We start from the raw sequence: 16,522 nt of genomic DNA, 5'->3' as shown, positions 1-16,522 counted from the left end.
GAAATGGTGATGCCGGGTGACAACGTCAAGATGGTCGTCACCCTGATCAACCCGGTGGCAATGGACGAAGGCCTGCGCTTCGCCATCCGCGAAGGCGGCCGTACCGTCGGCGCCGGCGTGGTCTCGAAGATCATCGAGTAAGCCTGCAGTACCGGTGGTTGCATAGCGCCGCCGGTTACGTGAATGGCGGGCCGGGAACCTCGGTCCGCCTTCGCCGTCTAAGGGAAGGCAAGTTTTCAACGTACGCCAGTAGCTCAATTGGCAGAGCAGCGGTCTCCAAAACCGCAGGTTGGGGGTTCGAGTCCCTCCTGGCGTGCCATCTGCCCACCTTACCCAGCGGCCTGCGCCGCTAAAGCAGACACAGCCGGATGAATAGCAAGATCGAACACTCCAAGGACAACTCCGCCAATGGTGGAGATATCGTCAAGTATGTCGCCGCATCGTTGCTGGTGCTGGCCGGTCTGTTCGTCTGGTTCTGGTTCTCCGCCGACTCCGGTCGCGCCGCCCAGCTGGGTGCGTGGGCGGGTCAGGTGCGTGCGTTGGCGGTCGTGGTCGGTCTGGTTGGCGGTATCGGCGTGTTCATGCTGACCGGCAGGGGGCGCGACACCCGCGAATTCCTCTCCGAGTCGCGCTTCGAACTGCGCAAGGTGGTCTGGCCGACGCGCCAGGAAGCCATCCGCATGACCTGGGTCGTGATCGTCGTGGTGCTCATCCTCAGCCTGCTGCTGGGTGGCTTCGACTTCCTGATCCAGAAACTGACTCAGTGGTTCCTGAGCCGCTAAGGAGAATTGCATGAAGCGTTGGTACGTCGTTCACGCCTATTCGGGCTTCGAGAAGTCGGTGGCGCAGGCCCTGCGCGATCGCATCGTCCGTGATGGCATGGAAGAGCGCTTCGGCGACGTCCTGGTTCCGACCGAAGAAGTGGTCGAGATGCGCGCTGGCCAGAAGCGCCGCTCCGAGCGCAAGTTCTTCCCGGGCTATGTGCTGGTCCAGATCGAGACCCACGAAGAAGCCGGCATTCCGCGCATCGACAACGAAAGCTGGCATCTGGTCAAGGAAACCCCGCGCGTGATGGGCTTCATCGGCGGTACCGCTGATCGCCCGCTGCCGATCGCCGATTCCGAGGCCGAGGCCATCCTGAACCGCGTTCAGGAAGGTGTCGAGAAGCCGCGTCCCAAGGTGCTGTTCGAGCCGGGCCAGATGGTCCGTGTCACCGATGGCCCGTTCAACGATTTCAATGGCGTCGTCGAAGAGGTCAACTACGAGAAGAGCCGTCTGCGCGTCTCGGTGCTGATCTTCGGTCGTGCGACCCCGGTCGAGCTCGAGTTCGGCCAGGTCGAAAAGGCCGTCTGACCTGCCTGTAGCGTCGAGCCATGCTCGGCGTCGGACCAGAAACCGGGCCTGGCCCGGTTTCGTTCGTTTACCTGCTGCTTCAGGCATGTGAAGAAAAAACCTGTTATAGTGCGCGGCTCCCTGCTGGGAAAGCCAGCAGGACGAGGCCGCCGCAAGGTGGCCTTCAGCATGATTTCAAAACGCGATGCCGGGACGCGTGATTCCCGGTCCGATGGGGAGCCTGTTGTCGAAAGGCGCTAGCACCCGGAGAGCACTCACATGGCAAAGAAAGTTGTCGGTTACATCAAGCTGCAGGTGAAGGCCGGTCAGGCCAACCCCTCGCCGCCGGTCGGTCCTGCGCTGGGTCAGCGTGGTCTGAACATCATGGAATTCTGCAAGGCGTTCAACGCTGCCACGCAGAAGCTCGAGCCGGGTCTGCCGGTTCCGGTGATCATTACGGCCTACTCGGACCGTACGTTCACCTTCATCACCAAGAGCACCCCGGCTACCACCCTGCTGAAGAAGGCCGCTGGCATCTCGTCGGGCTCCAAGCGCCCGAACACCGAGAAGGTCGGCAAGGTCACCCGTAAGCAGCTGGAAGAGATCGCCAAGGCGAAGGAACCGGATCTGACTGCCGCCGACCTGGACGCCGCCGTGCGTACCATCGCTGGCTCTGCCCGTTCCATGGGCCTCGTGGTGGAGGGTTAATAAGATGGCACAGACCAAGCGTGAGAAGGCCATCAAGGCCGCCGTCGTTCCGGGCAAGGCGTACGCCTTCGAGGACGCGATCAACATCCTGAAGACCGCCACCAAGGCCAAGTTCGTCGAGTCGATCGACGTTGCCGTGCGCCTGGGCGTCGATGCGAAGAAGTCCGACCAGCAGGTCCGTGGCTCCACCGTGCTGCCGGCCGGTACCGGCAAGTCGGTCCGCGTCGCCGTGTTCGCTCCGGCCGGTGCCAAGGCTGACGAAGCCCTGGCCGCTGGCGCCGAAGCCGTCGGTATGGACGATCTGGCCGAGAAGATGCAGGCCGGTGATCTGAACTATGACGTCGTCATCGCGACCCCGGACGCCATGCGCGTCGTCGGTAAGCTGGGCACCGTGCTGGGCCCGCGCGGCCTGATGCCGAACCCGAAGGTCGGCACTGTTTCCCCGAACCCGGGTGAAGCCGTGAAGAACGCCAAGTCGGGTCAGGTCCGTTACCGCACCGACAAGGCCGGCATCATCCACTGCACCATCGGCAAGGCCGACTTCGCCGAAGACGCGCTGAAGTCGAACCTGACCGCGCTGCTGCTGGACCTGATCAAGGCCAAGCCGGCCACCTCGAAGGGCACCTACCTGCAGAAGGTTTCGGTCAGCTCGACGATGGGCCCGGGCGTCACCGTCGACCAGTCGTCGCTGACCCTGAAGTAATTGTTTCAAGCGGTCACGGTACCTTCGGTGCCGTGACCGTGACATTTGAAGGCATCGCTGGCAGTGCATCGCCTGCGGTAGCCGTCAAAGACCGCAGGCGCGGTCGTGGCAATACCGGCGACGGGCACGGAAGCTCGATCTGGCAAGGAGTCGCCGCCGGAGCAGTCATGAGCGCTTAATCGATTCCCCGGAATCACCCTGCGTAGATGGTGCCCTTCTGGAGTTTTTCTGGTTCACGCACGTCTGGGTTTCCCAGGTTGGCCCACTCCAGGTCTAGAACGGCCCACCCCCGGAACATCATCCCGATGTTCCCGGCGTCCAGGACGGATGCCGCACAGGACCGCACACGGCAGGAGCCGTAAGCGGAGTTCAATAGGAGGAGTGCAATGGCTCTCAATCTGTCCCAGAAGCAAGAAGTAGTCGCCGAGCTGGCAGACGTCGCCGCCAAGGCCCACTCCTTGATCGCAGCCGAATACGCTGGCACCACGGTCGCCCAGATGACCGCGATGCGCAAGCAGGCTCGTGAAACCGGTGTTTTCTTGAAGGTTGTCAAGAACACCCTGGCTTCGCGCGCCGTTGAAGGCACCGAGTTCGCAGTCGCACAGGACCAGATGGTTGGTCCGCTGCTGTACGCGTTCTCGCTCGAGGAGCCCGGCGCTGCCGGTCGCCTGATCAAGGAAGCCGCCAAGGGCAACGACAAGCTGAAGGCTAAGGTCGTCGCCATCGGTGGCGAAGTGTTCCCGGCAAGCCACGTCGAAGTGCTGGCCTCGCTGCCGACCCGCGACCAGGCCCTGGCCATGCTGGCCCGCGTCCTGACCGAGCCGGTCACGATGTTTGCCCGCGCCATCAAGGCCGTTGGCGAGAAGCAGGGGGGTGGCGATGTCGCCGCCGACGCTGCCGAGCCGGCCGCCGAGACCGCCTGAGTTTCGACTTACCGTGGTTCCTGACGGAACCTCAACCCAGAAAATCATCCAAAGGTATTAATCATGTCCCTTACCAACGAACAGATCGTCGACGCCATCGCCGAGAAGTCCCTGATGGAAGTGATGGAGCTGGTCAAGGCCATCGAAGAGAAGTTCGGCGTCTCCGCCGCTGCTCCGGTTGCCGTGGCTGCTGCCGCTGGCCCGGCCGCTGCTGTTGAAGAGCAGACCGAGTTCACCGTCACCCTGAAGACCGCCGGCGAGAAGAAGGTCGAGGTCATCAAGGCCGTCCGCGCCATCACCGGCCTGGGCCTGAAGGAAGCGAAGGACCTGGCCGAAGCCGGTGGCGTCCTGAAGGAAGGCGCTTCGAAGGAAGACGCCGAGAAGATGAAGAAGGACCTGGAAGCTGCTGGCGCGACTGTCGAAGTCAAGTAAGCAGTTACCTTGCATCGTCACCGATTCACGGCGATGCAGCCAAGGCTGGGGGCGTAAGCCCCCGGCCTTTGGTCGTTGTTGCGGTACCGGTAGGGTCGACTGTTAGTCGACTGTTTCAAAAGCAGGAAAAAGCCCAACACGGGCTGCAGTCAAACCCCGGCAGGCCAGCGCACGGCGCGGCAGCGGGGGAGTGGTAGCAGACGAGTTGGCAGTTGGAAGTAGCGGGAGAAGGCGTGCTGGTGCCGGCAATACCAGCGACTTCCAACTGACAATTTCAAGTTCCCTTCGGATCGTGGGCGCACGATCCGCACAACAAGGTGGAAGACCTCATGACGTCCTATTCGTTCACCGAAAAAAAGCGTATCCGCAAGGATTTCGGCAAGCAGCGCTCGATTCTCGAAGTGCCGTTCCTGCTCGCCATCCAGGTGGATTCCTATCGTGAATTCCTGCAGGAAAACGTCGATCCGGCCAAGCGCACGGACCACGGCCTGCACGCTGCGCTGAAGTCGGTCTTCCCGATCGCCAGCTACAGCGGCAATGCTGCCCTGGAATACGTCGGCTACAAGCTGGGCGAACCGGTCTTCGACGAGCGTGAGTGCCGCCAGCGCGGCATGAGCTACGGCGCCCCGCTGCGCGTGACCGTGCGCCTGGTGATCTACGACCGTGAGTCGTCGACCAAGGCCATCAAGTACGTGAAGGAGCAGGAGGTCTATCTGGGCGAAATCCCGCTGATGACCGAGAACGGCACCTTCATCGTCAACGGCACCGAGCGCGTCATCGTCTCGCAGCTGCACCGCTCGCCGGGCGTGTTCTTCGACCACGACCGTGGCAAGACCCACAGCTCGGGCAAGCTGCTGTACAGCGCCCGCATCATTCCTTACCGCGGTTCCTGGCTGGACTTCGAGTTCGACCCGAAGGACGCGCTGTTCACCCGTATCGACCGTCGCCGCAAGCTGCCGGTGTCGATCCTGCTGCGCGCGCTCGGCTACAGCAACGAAGAGATGCTGGCCGAGTTCTTCGAGATCAACACCTTCCACATCAACCCGGATGAAGGCGTCCAGCTGGAGCTGGTGCCGGAGCGCCTGCGTGGCGAAACCCTGGGCTTCGACCTCGCCGACGGCGACAAGGTCATCGTGGAAGCCGGCAAGCGCATCACCGCGCGCCACATCAAGCAGCTGGAAGCCTCGGGCATCGCCGCCCTGGCCGTGCCGGACGACTACATCGTCGGCCGCATCCTGTCGCACGACGTGGTCGATGCCTCGACCGGCGAACTGCTGGCCCAGGCCAACGACGAGATCACCGACGAGCAGCTGCAGGCCTTCCGCAAGGCCGGCGTTGACGCGGTCGGCACCCTGTGGGTGAACGACCTGGATCGTGGTCCGTACCTGTCCAACACCCTGCGCATCGACCCGACCAAGACCCAGCTGGAAGCCCTGGTCGAGATCTACCGCATGATGCGTCCGGGCGAGCCGCCGACCAAGGATGCCGCGCAGAACCTGTTCCACAACCTGTTCTTCACCTTCGAGCGCTACGACCTGTCCGCGGTCGGCCGCATGAAGTTCAACCGTCGCGTGGGCCGCAAGGAAACCACCGGCGAAGCCGTGCTGTACGACAGCAAGTACTTCGGTGAGCGCAACGACGAAGAGTCCAAGCGCCTGGTCGCTGCCCACGGCGACAGCTCCGACATCCTGGACGTGATCAAGGTCCTGACCGAGATTCGCAACGGTCGCGGCGTGGTCGACGACATCGATCACCTGGGCAACCGTCGCGTGCGTTCGGTCGGTGAAATGGCCGAGAACGTGTTCCGCGTCGGCCTGGTCCGCGTCGAGCGCGCGGTCAAGGAGCGCCTGTCGATGGCCGAGTCGGAAGGCCTGACCCCGCAGGAGCTGATCAACGCCAAGCCGGTCGCCGCTGCCATCAAGGAGTTCTTCGGCTCCTCGCAGCTGTCGCAGTTCATGGACCAGAACAACCCGCTGTCGGAAGTGACTCACAAGCGTCGCGTCTCGGCCCTGGGCCCGGGCGGTTTGACCCGTGAGCGCGCCGGCTTCGAAGTGCGCGACGTGCACCCGACCCATTACGGCCGCGTCTGCACCATCGAAACCCCGGAAGGCCCGAACATCGGCCTGATCAACTCGCTGGCCGTGTACGCCCGCACCAACCAGTACGGTTTCCTCGAGACCCCGTACCGCAAGGTCGTGGACGGCAAGGTCTATGACGAAGTCGAGTTCCTGTCGGCGATCGAAGAAAACGAGTACGTCATTGCGCAGGCCAACGCGCTGACCGACGCCAAGGGCACCCTGACCGAGCAGTTCGTCCCGTGCCGCTTCCAGGGCGAATCGCTGCTGAAGCCGCCGGCGGAAGTCCACTTCATGGACGTCTCGCCGATGCAGACCGTGTCGATCGCGGCTGCGCTGGTTCCGTTCCTGGAGCACGATGACGCCAACCGCGCACTGATGGGCGCCAACATGCAGCGTCAGGCCGTGCCGACCCTGCGTGCGCAGAAGCCGCTGGTCGGTACCGGCATCGAGCGCGCCGTGGCGCGTGACTCCGGTGTGACCGTGAATGCCCGTCGTGGTGGCGAGATCGTGCAGATCGACGCGGCCCGCATCGTGGTCAAGGTCAACGAGGAAGAGATCGTTGGCGCCACCGACGCAGGCGTGGACATCTACAACCTGGTCAAGTACACCCGTTCGAACCAGAACACCTGCATCAACCAGCGCCCGCTGGTCCAGGTCGGTGACGTCATCGCCCGCGGCGACGTGCTGGCCGACGGTCCGTCCACCGACATCGGCGAACTGGCCTTGGGCCAGAACATGCTGATCGCGTTCATGCCGTGGAACGGCTACAACTTCGAAGACTCCATCCTGCTCTCCGAGCGCGTGGTGGAAGAGGATCGTTACACCACGATCCACATCGAAGAGCTGACCTGCGTCGCGCGTGACACCAAGCTGGGGCCGGAGGAAATCTCCGCCGACATCCCGAACGTCTCCGAGCAGGCGCTGAACCGCCTGGACGAGAGCGGCGTGGTGTACATCGGCGCGGAAGTCCGTGCCGGCGACATCCTGGTCGGCAAGGTCACCCCGAAGGGCGAAAGCCAGCTGACCCCGGAAGAGAAGCTGCTGCGCGCGATCTTCGGCGAGAAGGCTTCGGACGTGAAGGACAGCTCGCTGCGCGTTCCGCCGGGCATGGACGGCACCGTCATCGACGTGCAGGTCTTCACCCGCGACGGCATCGAGAAGGACAAGCGCGCCCGCCAGATCGAAGAGTCTGAAATCAAGCGCGTCAAGAAGGACTTCGACGACCAGTTCCGCATCCTGGAAGCCGCCATCTACATGCGTCTGCGTTCGCAGATCGTGGGCAAGGTGGTCAACGGTGGCGCTGGCCTGAAGAAGGGTGACGTGATCACCGACGCCTTCCTGGACGGCCTGAAGAAGGCTGACTGGTTCGCCCTGCGCATGAAGGACGAGGACGCTTCGGAAGCCATCGAGCGCGCGCAGAAGCAGATCCAGGCGCACGAGAAGGAGTTCGAGCGTCGCTTCGCCGACAAGCGCGGCAAGATCACCGCCGGTGACGACCTCGCTCCGGGCGTTCTGAAGATGGTCAAGGTGTTCCTGGCCGTGAAGCGCCGCATCCAGCCGGGCGACAAGATGGCTGGCCGCCACGGCAACAAGGGTGTGGTCTCCAACGTGGTGCCGGTCGAGGACATGCCGTACATGGCCTCGGGCGAAACCGTGGACATCGTGCTGAACCCGCTGGGCGTGCCGTCGCGCATGAACATCGGCCAGATCCTGGAAGTGCACCTGGGCTGGGCCGCCAAGGGTCTGGGTCGCAAGATCCAGGCGATGATGGAAGCCCAGGCGGCGGTCGCCGACCTGCGCAAGTTCCTGGACGACATCTACAACCACGACGACACCAACGTGGCCAATCGTGTCGACCTGTCGCAGTTCAGCGACGAGGAACTGCTGCGCCTGGCCCGCAACCTGACCGACGGCGTGCCGATGGCTACCCCGGTGTTCGACGGCGCCACCGAAGCGGAAATCAAGCGCATGCTGGAACTGGCCGACCTGCCGAGCAGCGGCCAGACCCAGCTGTACGACGGCCGCACCGGTGAAGCCTTCGATCGCCACACCACCGTTGGCTACATGCACTACCTGAAGCTGAACCACCTGGTCGACGACAAGATGCACGCCCGTTCGACCGGTCCGTACTCGCTCGTCACCCAGCAGCCGCTGGGCGGCAAGGCGCAGTTCGGCGGCCAGCGCTTCGGTGAAATGGAAGTCTGGGCGCTGGAAGCCTACGGCGCGGCCTACACCCTGCAGGAAATGCTGACGGTGAAGTCCGATGACGTGCAGGGCCGCAACCAGATGTACAAGAACATTGTCGACGGTGAGCACGAGATGGTCGCGGGCATGCCGGAATCCTTCAACGTGCTCGTGAAGGAAATCCGCTCGCTGGCCATCAACATGGAACTGGAAGACAACTGATCCATGCCGGCGCGGCGGCCTCCGCCGCCGCGCCGCTGGCAGTCAACTGAAAGCCCATCGACACAGCATTCCTCCTTCTGGAGAACACCATGAAAGACCTGCTCAACCTCTTCAACCAGCAGCGCCAGACGCTGGACTTCGACGCGATCAAGATCGCGCTGGCCTCGCCGGACCTGATCCGTTCGTGGTCCTTCGGCGAAGTGAAGAAGCCGGAAACCATCAACTACCGTACCTTCAAGCCGGAACGCGACGGCCTGTTCTGCGCCGCCATCTTCGGCCCGGTGAAGGACTACGAGTGCCTGTGCGGCAAGTACAAGCGCATGAAGCACCGCGGCGTGGTCTGCGAAAAGTGCGGCACCGAAGTGACCCTGGCCAAGGTGCGCCGTGAGCGCATGGGCCACATCGACCTGGCGTCGCCGGTCGCGCACATCTGGTTCCTGAAGTCGCTGCCGTCGCGCATCGGCCTGATGCTGGACATGACCCTGCGCGATATCGAGCGCGTGCTGTACTTCGAAGCGTACGTGGTGACCGAGCCGGGCCTGACCGCCCTGGAGCGCCGCCAGCTGCTGACCGAAGAACAGTACCTGCAGGCCCGCCAGGAGCACGGTGACGACTTCGACGCCGCCATGGGCGCCGAGGCCGTGTACGAACTGCTGCGCACGATCGACCTGCAGTCGGAAATGACCCGCCTGCGCGAGGAAATCGCCGCTACCGGCTCGGAAACCAAGCTCAAGCGCCTCACCAAGCGCATCAAGCTGATCGAGGCCTTCCTGGAATCGGGCAACCGTCCGGAATGGATGGTCATGACCGTGCTGCCGGTGCTGCCGCCGGACCTGCGCCCGCTGGTCCCGCTGGATGGCGGCCGCTTCGCGACCTCCGACCTGAACGACCTGTACCGCCGCGTCATCAACCGCAACAACCGCCTGCGCCGCCTGCTCGAGCTGAGCGCGCCGGACATCATCGTGCGCAATGAAAAGCGCATGCTGCAGGAATCGGTCGATGCGCTGCTGGACAACGGCCGTCGCGGCCGTGCCATCACCGGCACCAACAAGCGCCCGCTGAAGTCGCTGGCCGACATGATCAAGGGCAAGCAGGGGCGCTTCCGCCAGAACCTGCTCGGCAAGCGCGTCGACTACTCGGGCCGTTCGGTCATCGTGGTCGGTCCGTACCTGCGCCTGCACCAGTGCGGCCTGCCGAAGAAGATGGCGCTGGAGCTGTTCAAGCCGTTCGTCTTCGCCAAGCTGCAGCGTCGTGGCCTGGCCACCACCATCAAGGCCGCCAAGAAGCTGGTCGAGCGCGAAGAAGCCGAAGTCTGGGACATCCTGGAAGAGGTCATCCGCGAGCATCCGGTGATGCTGAACCGTGCGCCGACCCTGCACCGTCTGGGCATCCAGGCGTTCGAGCCGGTGCTGATCGAAGGCAAGGCCATCCAGCTGCACCCGCTGGTCTGCACCGCGTTCAACGCCGACTTCGACGGTGACCAGATGGCCGTCCACGTGCCGCTCTCGCTGGAAGCCCAGCTGGAAGCGCGTGCGCTGATGATGTCGACCAACAACATCCTGTCGCCGGCCAACGGCGAGCCGATCATCGTGCCGTCGCAGGACGTCGTGCTGGGTCTGTACTACATGACCCGCTCGCTGGAAAACAAGAAGGGCGAGGGCATGGCCTTCGCCAACATTGCCGAAGTGAAGCGTGCCTACGACAACCGTGTGGTGGAACTGCACGCCAAGGTCAAGGTCCGCATCACCGAGGTGGTGACCGACGAAGACGGCAACAAGCAGAACAAGACCTCGATCGTGGACACCACGATCGGTCGCGCCCTGCTGGCTGAAATCCTGCCGGAAGGCCTGCCGTTCGCGCTGGCCAACACCGAGCTGACCAAGAAGAACATCAGCCGCCTGATCAACTCCAGCTACCGCCAGCTGGGCCTGAAGGACACGGTCGTGTTCGCCGACAAGCTGATGTACACCGGCTTCGCCTACGCGACCCGCGCCGGCGTCTCGATCGGCATCGACGACATGCTGATCCCGGACGAGAAGAAGGGCATCCTCACCGAGGCCGAAGCCGAAGTGCTGGAAATCCAGGAGCAGTACCAGTCGGGCCTGGTCACCGCCGGCGAGCGCTACAACAAGGTGGTCGACATCTGGTCGCGCACCAACGAGCGCATCGCCAAGGCGATGATGGACACCATCGGTACCGAGAAGGTGGTCAATGCCAAGGGCGAGACCATCGACCAGAAGTCGATGAACTCGCTGTACATCATGGCCGACTCCGGTGCGCGTGGTTCGCAGGCGCAGATCCGTCAGCTGGCCGGCATGCGCGGCCTGATGGCCCGCCCGGACGGCTCGATCATCGAGACGCCCATCAAGGCGAACTTCCGCGAAGGCCTGAACGTGCAGGAGTACTTCAACTCCACCCACGGTGCCCGTAAGGGTCTGGCCGATACCGCGCTGAAGACCGCGAACTCGGGTTACCTGACCCGTCGTCTGGTCGACGTCGCGCAGGACGTGGTGATCACCGAGGTGGATTGCGGTACCACCGAAGGCCTGATCATGACCCCGATCGTGGAAGGCGGCGACGTGGTCGAGCCGCTGAAGGACCGCGTGCTGGGCCGCGTGGTTGCCGAGGACGTGTTCCTGCCGGGCAACGACGAGGATCCGATCGTCACCCGCAACACCCTGCTCGACGAAGCCTGGGTCGCCAAGCTGGAAGATGCCGGCGTGCAGACCATCAAGGTCCGCTCGACCATCTCCTGCGAATCGGCGTTCGGTGTCTGCTCGCGCTGCTACGGCCGCGACCTGGCCCGTGGCCACCTGGTCAACATCGGTGAAGCAGTCGGCGTCATCGCCGCGCAGTCCATCGGTGAGCCGGGTACCCAGCTGACCATGCGTACGTTCCACATCGGTGGTGCGGCGTCGCGAGCTGCAGCGGTCGACAACATCACCGTCAAGACCACCGGCTCGGTCAAGTTCAGCAACCTCAAGTCGGTCGAGCATGCCAACGGCTCGCTGGTCGCAGTGTCGCGCTCGGGCGAAATCTCGGTGCTCGATGCCCACGGCCGTGAGCGTGAGCGTTACAAGCTGCCGTACGGTGCGACCATCACGTCCAAGGACGGTGATGCGATCAAGGCTGGCCAGACCGTGGCCAACTGGGATCCGCATAACCACCCGATCGTGTCGGAAGTGGCCGGCTTCATCCGCTTCATCGACTTCGTTGATGGCATCACCGTCATCGAGAAGACCGACGAGCTGACCGGCCTGGCTTCGCGCGAAATCACCGATCCGAAGCGTCGTGGTACCCAGGCCAAGGACCTGCGCCCGATCGTGCGCATCGTCGACGCCAAGGGCAATGACCTGTCGATTCCGGGCACCGACCTGCCGGCGCAGTACCTGCTGCCGCCGCGTTCGATCGTCAACCTGCAGGACGGCGCCCCGGTGGGCGTGGGCGACGTCGTCGCCAAGATCCCGCAGGAAGCGTCGAAGACCCGCGACATCACCGGTGGTCTGCCGCGCGTGGCCGACCTGTTCGAAGCGCGCAAGCCGAAGGATCCGGCGGTGCTGGCCGAGCGTTCGGGCATCATCAGCTTCGGCAAGGACACCAAGGGCAAGCAGCGCCTGATCATCAAGGACACCGATGGTTCGGAGCACGAAGAGCTGATCCCGAAGTACCGCCAGGTCATCGTGTTCGAAGGCGAGCATGTCACCAAGGGTGAAACCATCGTGGACGGCGAGCCGAGCCCGCAGGACATCCTGCGCCTGCTGGGCGTCGAGCCGCTGGCGGCCTACCTGGTGAAGGAAATCCAGGACGTGTACCGCCTGCAGGGCGTGAAGATCAACGACAAGCACATCGAGGTGATCACCCGCCAGATGCTGCGCAAGGTCGAGATCACCGATCAGGGCAGCAGCAAGTTCCTGAACGGCGAACAGGTGGAGCGTCAGCGCGTTATCGAGGAAAATGCGCGCCTGTCGGCCCGCAACGAGCTGCCGGCGCACTTCGATCCGGTCCTGCTGGGTATCACCAAGGCGTCGCTGGCGACCGAATCGTTCATCTCGGCCGCTTCGTTCCAGGAAACCACCCGCGTGCTGACCGAAGCGGCCGTCCGCGGCACCTCGGACAACCTGCGTGGCCTGAAGGAAAACGTCATCGTGGGTCGCCTGATTCCGGCCGGTACCGGCCTGGCGTACCACAGCAACCGCCGTCGCGGCGCTTCCGGTCTCACCGAGTCGGAAATGCAGACCCTGGCCGGTACCCCGGCCGCGGTCGAGGCGCCGGTGGTTGAAGCCGAAGCTGAACAGGCGTCGGGCGAAGAATGAGGTAGCCGGTCCGGCCGCAAGGCCGGACCACCCCATCGGTCCATCGATGGGATTGGGAAAGGGCAGGGGAGATCGTCCGCGATCGACCCTGTCAACCTGAACGGGGTACATGGAGGCCCCCCAGTAACGTCCCGGGATCAGGGACGGGCTTGACAGGAGGCGTTTGACTGCTTTCCTGGCAGGTTGCTACAATCGTCTGTCTCAGCAGGCCAGAATTTCGGCCTGCTTTAACATTTCCGCATCTCTGGTCGGATTTTCCGGCCACCAATCAGAAGAACCTACTGATGGCGACGATCAACCAGCTGGTCCGCAAGCCGCGGCAAGCGACCACCTACAAGAGTGCCTCGCCGGCGCTCGACAAGTGCCCGCAGCGCCGTGGCGTCTGCACCCGTGTCTACACCACCACTCCGAAGAAGCCGAACTCGGCTCTGCGCAAGGTTGCCAAGGTCCGCCTGACCAACCAGGAAGAAGTGATTTCCTACATCGGTGGTGAAGGCCACAACCTGCAGGAGCACTCCGTGGTCCTGATCCGCGGCGGTCGCGTCAAGGACCTGCCGGGTGTGCGTTACCACACCGTTCGTGGCTCGCTCGACGCCGCCGGCGTTGCCAAGCGTCGCCAGGCCCGTTCCAAGTACGGCGCCAAGCGTCCGAAGGCATAAGGAGAGAGCACTATGTCGCGTAAGGGTAATACTCCGCAGCGTTCCGTCCTGCCCGATCCGAAGCACGGAAGCGAAACCATCGCCCGCTTCATCAACATGGTCATGCAGAGCGGCAAGAAGTCCGTCGCCGAAAAGATCGTGTACGGCGCCATGGACGTGATCACCGAGAAGAACAGCAGCGCCAACGCCATTGAACTGGTGCAGAAGGCTCTGGACAACGTCGCTCCGGCGGTCGAAGTCAAGTCGCGTCGCGTCGGTGGTGCCACCTACCAGGTGCCGGTCGAAGTGCGTTCGTCGCGCAAGATGGCCCTGGCCATGCGCTGGCTGATCGACTCCGCGCGCAAGCGTGGTGAGAACACCATGCCGAAGAAGCTGGCTGCTGAACTGATCGACGCCTCGGAAAACCGTGGCGGCGCCATCAAGAAGCGCGAAGAAACCCACCGCATGGCCGAAGCCAACAAGGCATTCGCCCACTACCGCTGGTGAGTTTGACGGCCTTGTAAAACAGGCAGGGCAGCACCACTTCGGTGCGTGCTGCCTCGCGGTCCCAGAAGGGCTGCGCCAATCCGAAGGCCGCCGAAAGGCGGCGTTCGGCCATCCGAAATCCAAGAAATCTGAGAGGCTCCCGTGGCCCGTTCCACTCCCATCGAGCGTTACCGTAACTTCGGCATCATGGCTCACATCGATGCCGGCAAGACCACCACGTCCGAGCGCATCCTGTTCTACACCGGCAAGAGCCACAAGATCGGTGAAGTGCACGACGGCGCCGCCACCATGGACTGGATGGAGCAGGAGCAGGAGCGTGGCATCACGATCCAGTCCGCTGCCACCACCGCGTTCTGGAAGGGCATGGACAAGTCCCTGCCGGAGCACCGCTTCAACATCATCGACACCCCCGGGCACGTCGACTTCACCATCGAAGTGGAGCGCTCGCTGCGCGTGCTCGACGGTGCCGTCTTCGTCCTGTGTGCCGTCGGTGGCGTGCAGCCGCAGTCGGAAACCGTGTGGCGCCAGGCCAACAAGTACCACGTGCCGCGCATCGCGTTCGTCAACAAGATGGACCGCACCGGTGCCAACTTCCAGAAGGTCGTCGGCCAGCTGAAGGCCAAGCTGGGCGCGGTCGCCGTGCCGATGCAGCTGCCGATCGGCGCTGAAGACAACTTCAAGGGCGTTGTCGACCTGCTGAAGATGAAGGCCATCCATTGGGATGAGGCTTCGCAGGGCATGAAGTTCGAATACAGCGACATCCCGGCCGATCTGCAGGCGGCTGCCGAAGAGGCTCGCCAGTTCATGGTCGAGACCGCTGCCGAAGCCAGCGAAGAGCTGATGGAAAAGTACCTGGGCGGCGAAGAGCTGGCCGAGGCTGAAATCATCAATGCGCTGCGTACCCGCACCCTGGCCACCGAGATCGTGCCGATGTACTGCGGCTCGGCCTTCAAGAACAAGGGCGTGCAGGCCATGCTGGACGGCGTGATCCAGCTGCTGCCGTCGCCGGTCGACGTGCCGGACGTGAAGGGCGTGGACGTTGACGACGACACCGTCGAGATGACCCGCAAGTCGGACGACAAGGCTCCGTTCTCGTCGCTGGCCTTCAAGATCATCACCGACCCGTTCGTCGGCGCGCTGACCTTCTTCCGCGTCTACTCGGGCACCCTGAACGGTGGCGACACCGTGCTGAACTCGGTGAAGGGCAAGAAGGAGCGCATCGGTCGCATCCTGCAGATGCACTCGAACAACCGCGAGGAAATCAAGGAAGTTCTGGCTGGTGACATCGCTGCTGCCGTGGGCCTGAAGGACACCACCACCGGTGACACCCTGTGCGCCGTGGACGCGCCGATCATCCTGGAGCGCATGACGTTCCCGGAGCCGGTGATCTCGATGGCCGTCGAGCCGAAGACCAAGTCGGACCAGGAAAAGATGGGTCTGGCCCTGGGCCGTCTGGCGCAGGAAGATCCGTCGTTCCGCGTCAAGACCGACGAAGAATCCGGCCAGACCATCATCTCGGGCATGGGCGAGCTGCACCTGGACATCATCGTCGATCGCCTGAAGCGCGAGTTCAACGTTGAAGCCAACGTCGGCGCGCCGCAGGTGGCCTACCGCGAAACCATCACCCTGGCTGACGTCAAGTCGGACTACAAGCACGCCAAGCAGTCCGGTGGTAAGGGTCAGTACGGTCACGTCGTGATCGAGCTGTCGCCGATCACCGCTGAAGACCGTGCCGATCCGAAGCTGGCTCCGGCCATCAAGGACGACTTCCTGTTCATCAACGACATCACCGGCGGCGTGATCCCGAAGGAATTCATTCCGTCGGTTGAAAAGGGCCTGCGCGAAACCATCACCAGCGGTCCGCTGGCTGGCTTCCCGGTCGTGGACGTCAAGGTGAAGCTGGTGTTCGGTTCGTACCACGACGTCGACTCCTCGGAAATGGCGTTCAAGCTGGCCTCGTCGATGGCCTTCAAGCAGGGCTTCGCCAAGGCCAAGCCGGTGCTGCTGGAGCCGATCATGAAGGTCGAGATCGTGACCCCGGAGGATTACCAGGGTGACGTGATGGGCGACGTCAGCCGTCGTCGCGGCGTGCTGCAGGGTTCCGACACCACCGGTGACGGTTCGGCCAGCATCATCAACGCGATGATCCCGCTGGGTGAAATGTTCGGCTACGCCACTGCGCTGCGTTCGCAGACCCAGGGCCGCGCCACCTTCACCATGGAATTCGATCACTACGAGCCGGCTCCGACCAACATCGCCGAAGCCGTCATGAAGAAGGGCTGAGCCTCGCTCAGCCTCTCTTGAAACCACTTACGAACAATCAAGGTATAGAACAATGGCAAAGGGTAAGTTCGAGCGCACCAAGCCGCACGTCAACGTCGGCACCATCGGTCACGTCGATCACGGCAAGACCACGCTGACCGCCGCACTGACCAAGATCGGTGCCGAGCGCTTCGGTGGCGAGTTCAAGGATTACTCCTCG

General features: G+C 63.4%; 13 protein-coding genes and 1 tRNA gene. All 14 read left to right on the top strand.

The annotated features are described in order from the left end of the window. Positions 1-141 (top strand): EF-Tu C-terminal domain-related protein (locus tag AC5P7F_RS21550; RefSeq protein ID WP_487247787.1); only part of this gene is annotated, 141 nt, incomplete at its 5' end. 102 nt (positions 142-243) lie between these two features. After that, a tRNA-Trp gene (locus AC5P7F_RS21545) sits at positions 244-319 on the top strand. Positions 320-368: 49 nt separating this feature from the next. Beyond that, positions 369-782, top strand: a complete 414-nt coding sequence (gene secE, locus AC5P7F_RS21540) for a preprotein translocase subunit SecE (RefSeq protein WP_164077939.1) — start codon at positions 369-371, stop codon at positions 780-782. A gap of 10 nt (positions 783-792) precedes the next feature. Further along, a complete protein-coding gene (nusG, locus tag AC5P7F_RS21535) occupies positions 793-1,353 on the top strand; it encodes a transcription termination/antitermination protein NusG (RefSeq protein ID WP_004154362.1) in 561 nt (186 codons plus the stop codon). Between the two features lie 258 nt (positions 1,354-1,611). Beyond that, entirely contained in the window at positions 1,612-2,040 is a 429-nt protein-coding gene (gene rplK / locus AC5P7F_RS21530) for a 50S ribosomal protein L11 (protein ID WP_004145248.1), read from the top strand. 4 nt (positions 2,041-2,044) lie between these two features. Continuing rightward, positions 2,045-2,743, top strand: coding sequence for a 50S ribosomal protein L1 (gene rplA / locus AC5P7F_RS21525; RefSeq protein ID WP_014646045.1), 699 nt, complete (start codon positions 2,045-2,047; stop codon positions 2,741-2,743). 386 nt (positions 2,744-3,129) lie between these two features. Further along, positions 3,130-3,666 carry a 50S ribosomal protein L10 gene (gene rplJ, locus AC5P7F_RS21520; RefSeq protein WP_010480377.1) on the top strand — a complete coding sequence of 179 codons (537 nt, stop codon included), beginning with the start codon at positions 3,130-3,132 and terminating at the stop codon, positions 3,664-3,666. Positions 3,667-3,729: 63 nt separating this feature from the next. After that, on the top strand, positions 3,730-4,098 hold the full coding sequence (gene rplL / locus AC5P7F_RS21515) for a 50S ribosomal protein L7/L12 (protein WP_014646047.1): 369 nt from the start codon (positions 3,730-3,732) through the stop codon (positions 4,096-4,098). 329 nt (positions 4,099-4,427) lie between these two features. Then, a complete protein-coding gene (gene rpoB, locus AC5P7F_RS21510) occupies positions 4,428-8,582 on the top strand; it encodes a DNA-directed RNA polymerase subunit beta (protein WP_014646048.1) in 4,155 nt (1,384 codons plus the stop codon). A gap of 89 nt (positions 8,583-8,671) precedes the next feature. Continuing rightward, a complete protein-coding gene (rpoC, locus tag AC5P7F_RS21505) occupies positions 8,672-12,895 on the top strand; it encodes a DNA-directed RNA polymerase subunit beta' (protein ID WP_014646049.1) in 4,224 nt (1,407 codons plus the stop codon). A gap of 284 nt (positions 12,896-13,179) precedes the next feature. Then, positions 13,180-13,554 (top strand): 30S ribosomal protein S12, encoded by a 375-nt coding sequence (gene rpsL, locus AC5P7F_RS21500; RefSeq protein WP_004145320.1) that lies wholly within the window; start codon positions 13,180-13,182, stop codon positions 13,552-13,554. A gap of 12 nt (positions 13,555-13,566) precedes the next feature. Beyond that, entirely contained in the window at positions 13,567-14,040 is a 474-nt protein-coding gene (gene rpsG / locus AC5P7F_RS21495; protein WP_004145321.1) for a 30S ribosomal protein S7, read from the top strand. 141 nt (positions 14,041-14,181) lie between these two features. Beyond that, positions 14,182-16,323: an elongation factor G gene (fusA, locus tag AC5P7F_RS21490; protein WP_014646050.1), complete on the top strand. Its 2,142-nt coding sequence runs from the start codon at positions 14,182-14,184 to the stop codon at positions 16,321-16,323. 52 nt (positions 16,324-16,375) lie between these two features. Beyond that, positions 16,376-16,522, top strand: a 147-nt coding sequence (locus tag AC5P7F_RS21485) for a GTP-binding protein (RefSeq protein ID WP_230078978.1), incomplete at its 3' end; no start/stop codon positions are given.

It is taken from the genome of Stenotrophomonas sp. YJH_SMC_105-26 (genome assembly GCF_059368915.1).
Note: the sequence above shows the minus strand (reverse complement) of the source record. Positions and strands in the feature narration are given on the sequence as shown.

Coding starts and splice junctions, on each gene's coding strand:
- rplJ (WP_010480377.1), top strand. CDS start 3,130: ATGGCTCTCAATCTGTCCCAGAAGCAAGAAGTAGTCGCCGAGCTGGCA.
- rplL (WP_014646047.1), top strand. CDS start 3,730: ATGTCCCTTACCAACGAACAGATCGTCGACGCCATCGCCGAGAAGTCC.
- rpsG (WP_004145321.1), top strand. CDS start 13,567: ATGTCGCGTAAGGGTAATACTCCGCAGCGTTCCGTCCTGCCCGATCCG.
- rpoC (WP_014646049.1), top strand. CDS start 8,672: ATGAAAGACCTGCTCAACCTCTTCAACCAGCAGCGCCAGACGCTGGAC.
- secE (WP_164077939.1), top strand. CDS start 369: ATGAATAGCAAGATCGAACACTCCAAGGACAACTCCGCCAATGGTGGA.
- nusG (WP_004154362.1), top strand. CDS start 793: ATGAAGCGTTGGTACGTCGTTCACGCCTATTCGGGCTTCGAGAAGTCG.
- rplA (WP_014646045.1), top strand. CDS start 2,045: ATGGCACAGACCAAGCGTGAGAAGGCCATCAAGGCCGCCGTCGTTCCG.
- rpsL (WP_004145320.1), top strand. CDS start 13,180: ATGGCGACGATCAACCAGCTGGTCCGCAAGCCGCGGCAAGCGACCACC.
- rplK (WP_004145248.1), top strand. CDS start 1,612: ATGGCAAAGAAAGTTGTCGGTTACATCAAGCTGCAGGTGAAGGCCGGT.
- rpoB (WP_014646048.1), top strand. CDS start 4,428: ATGACGTCCTATTCGTTCACCGAAAAAAAGCGTATCCGCAAGGATTTC.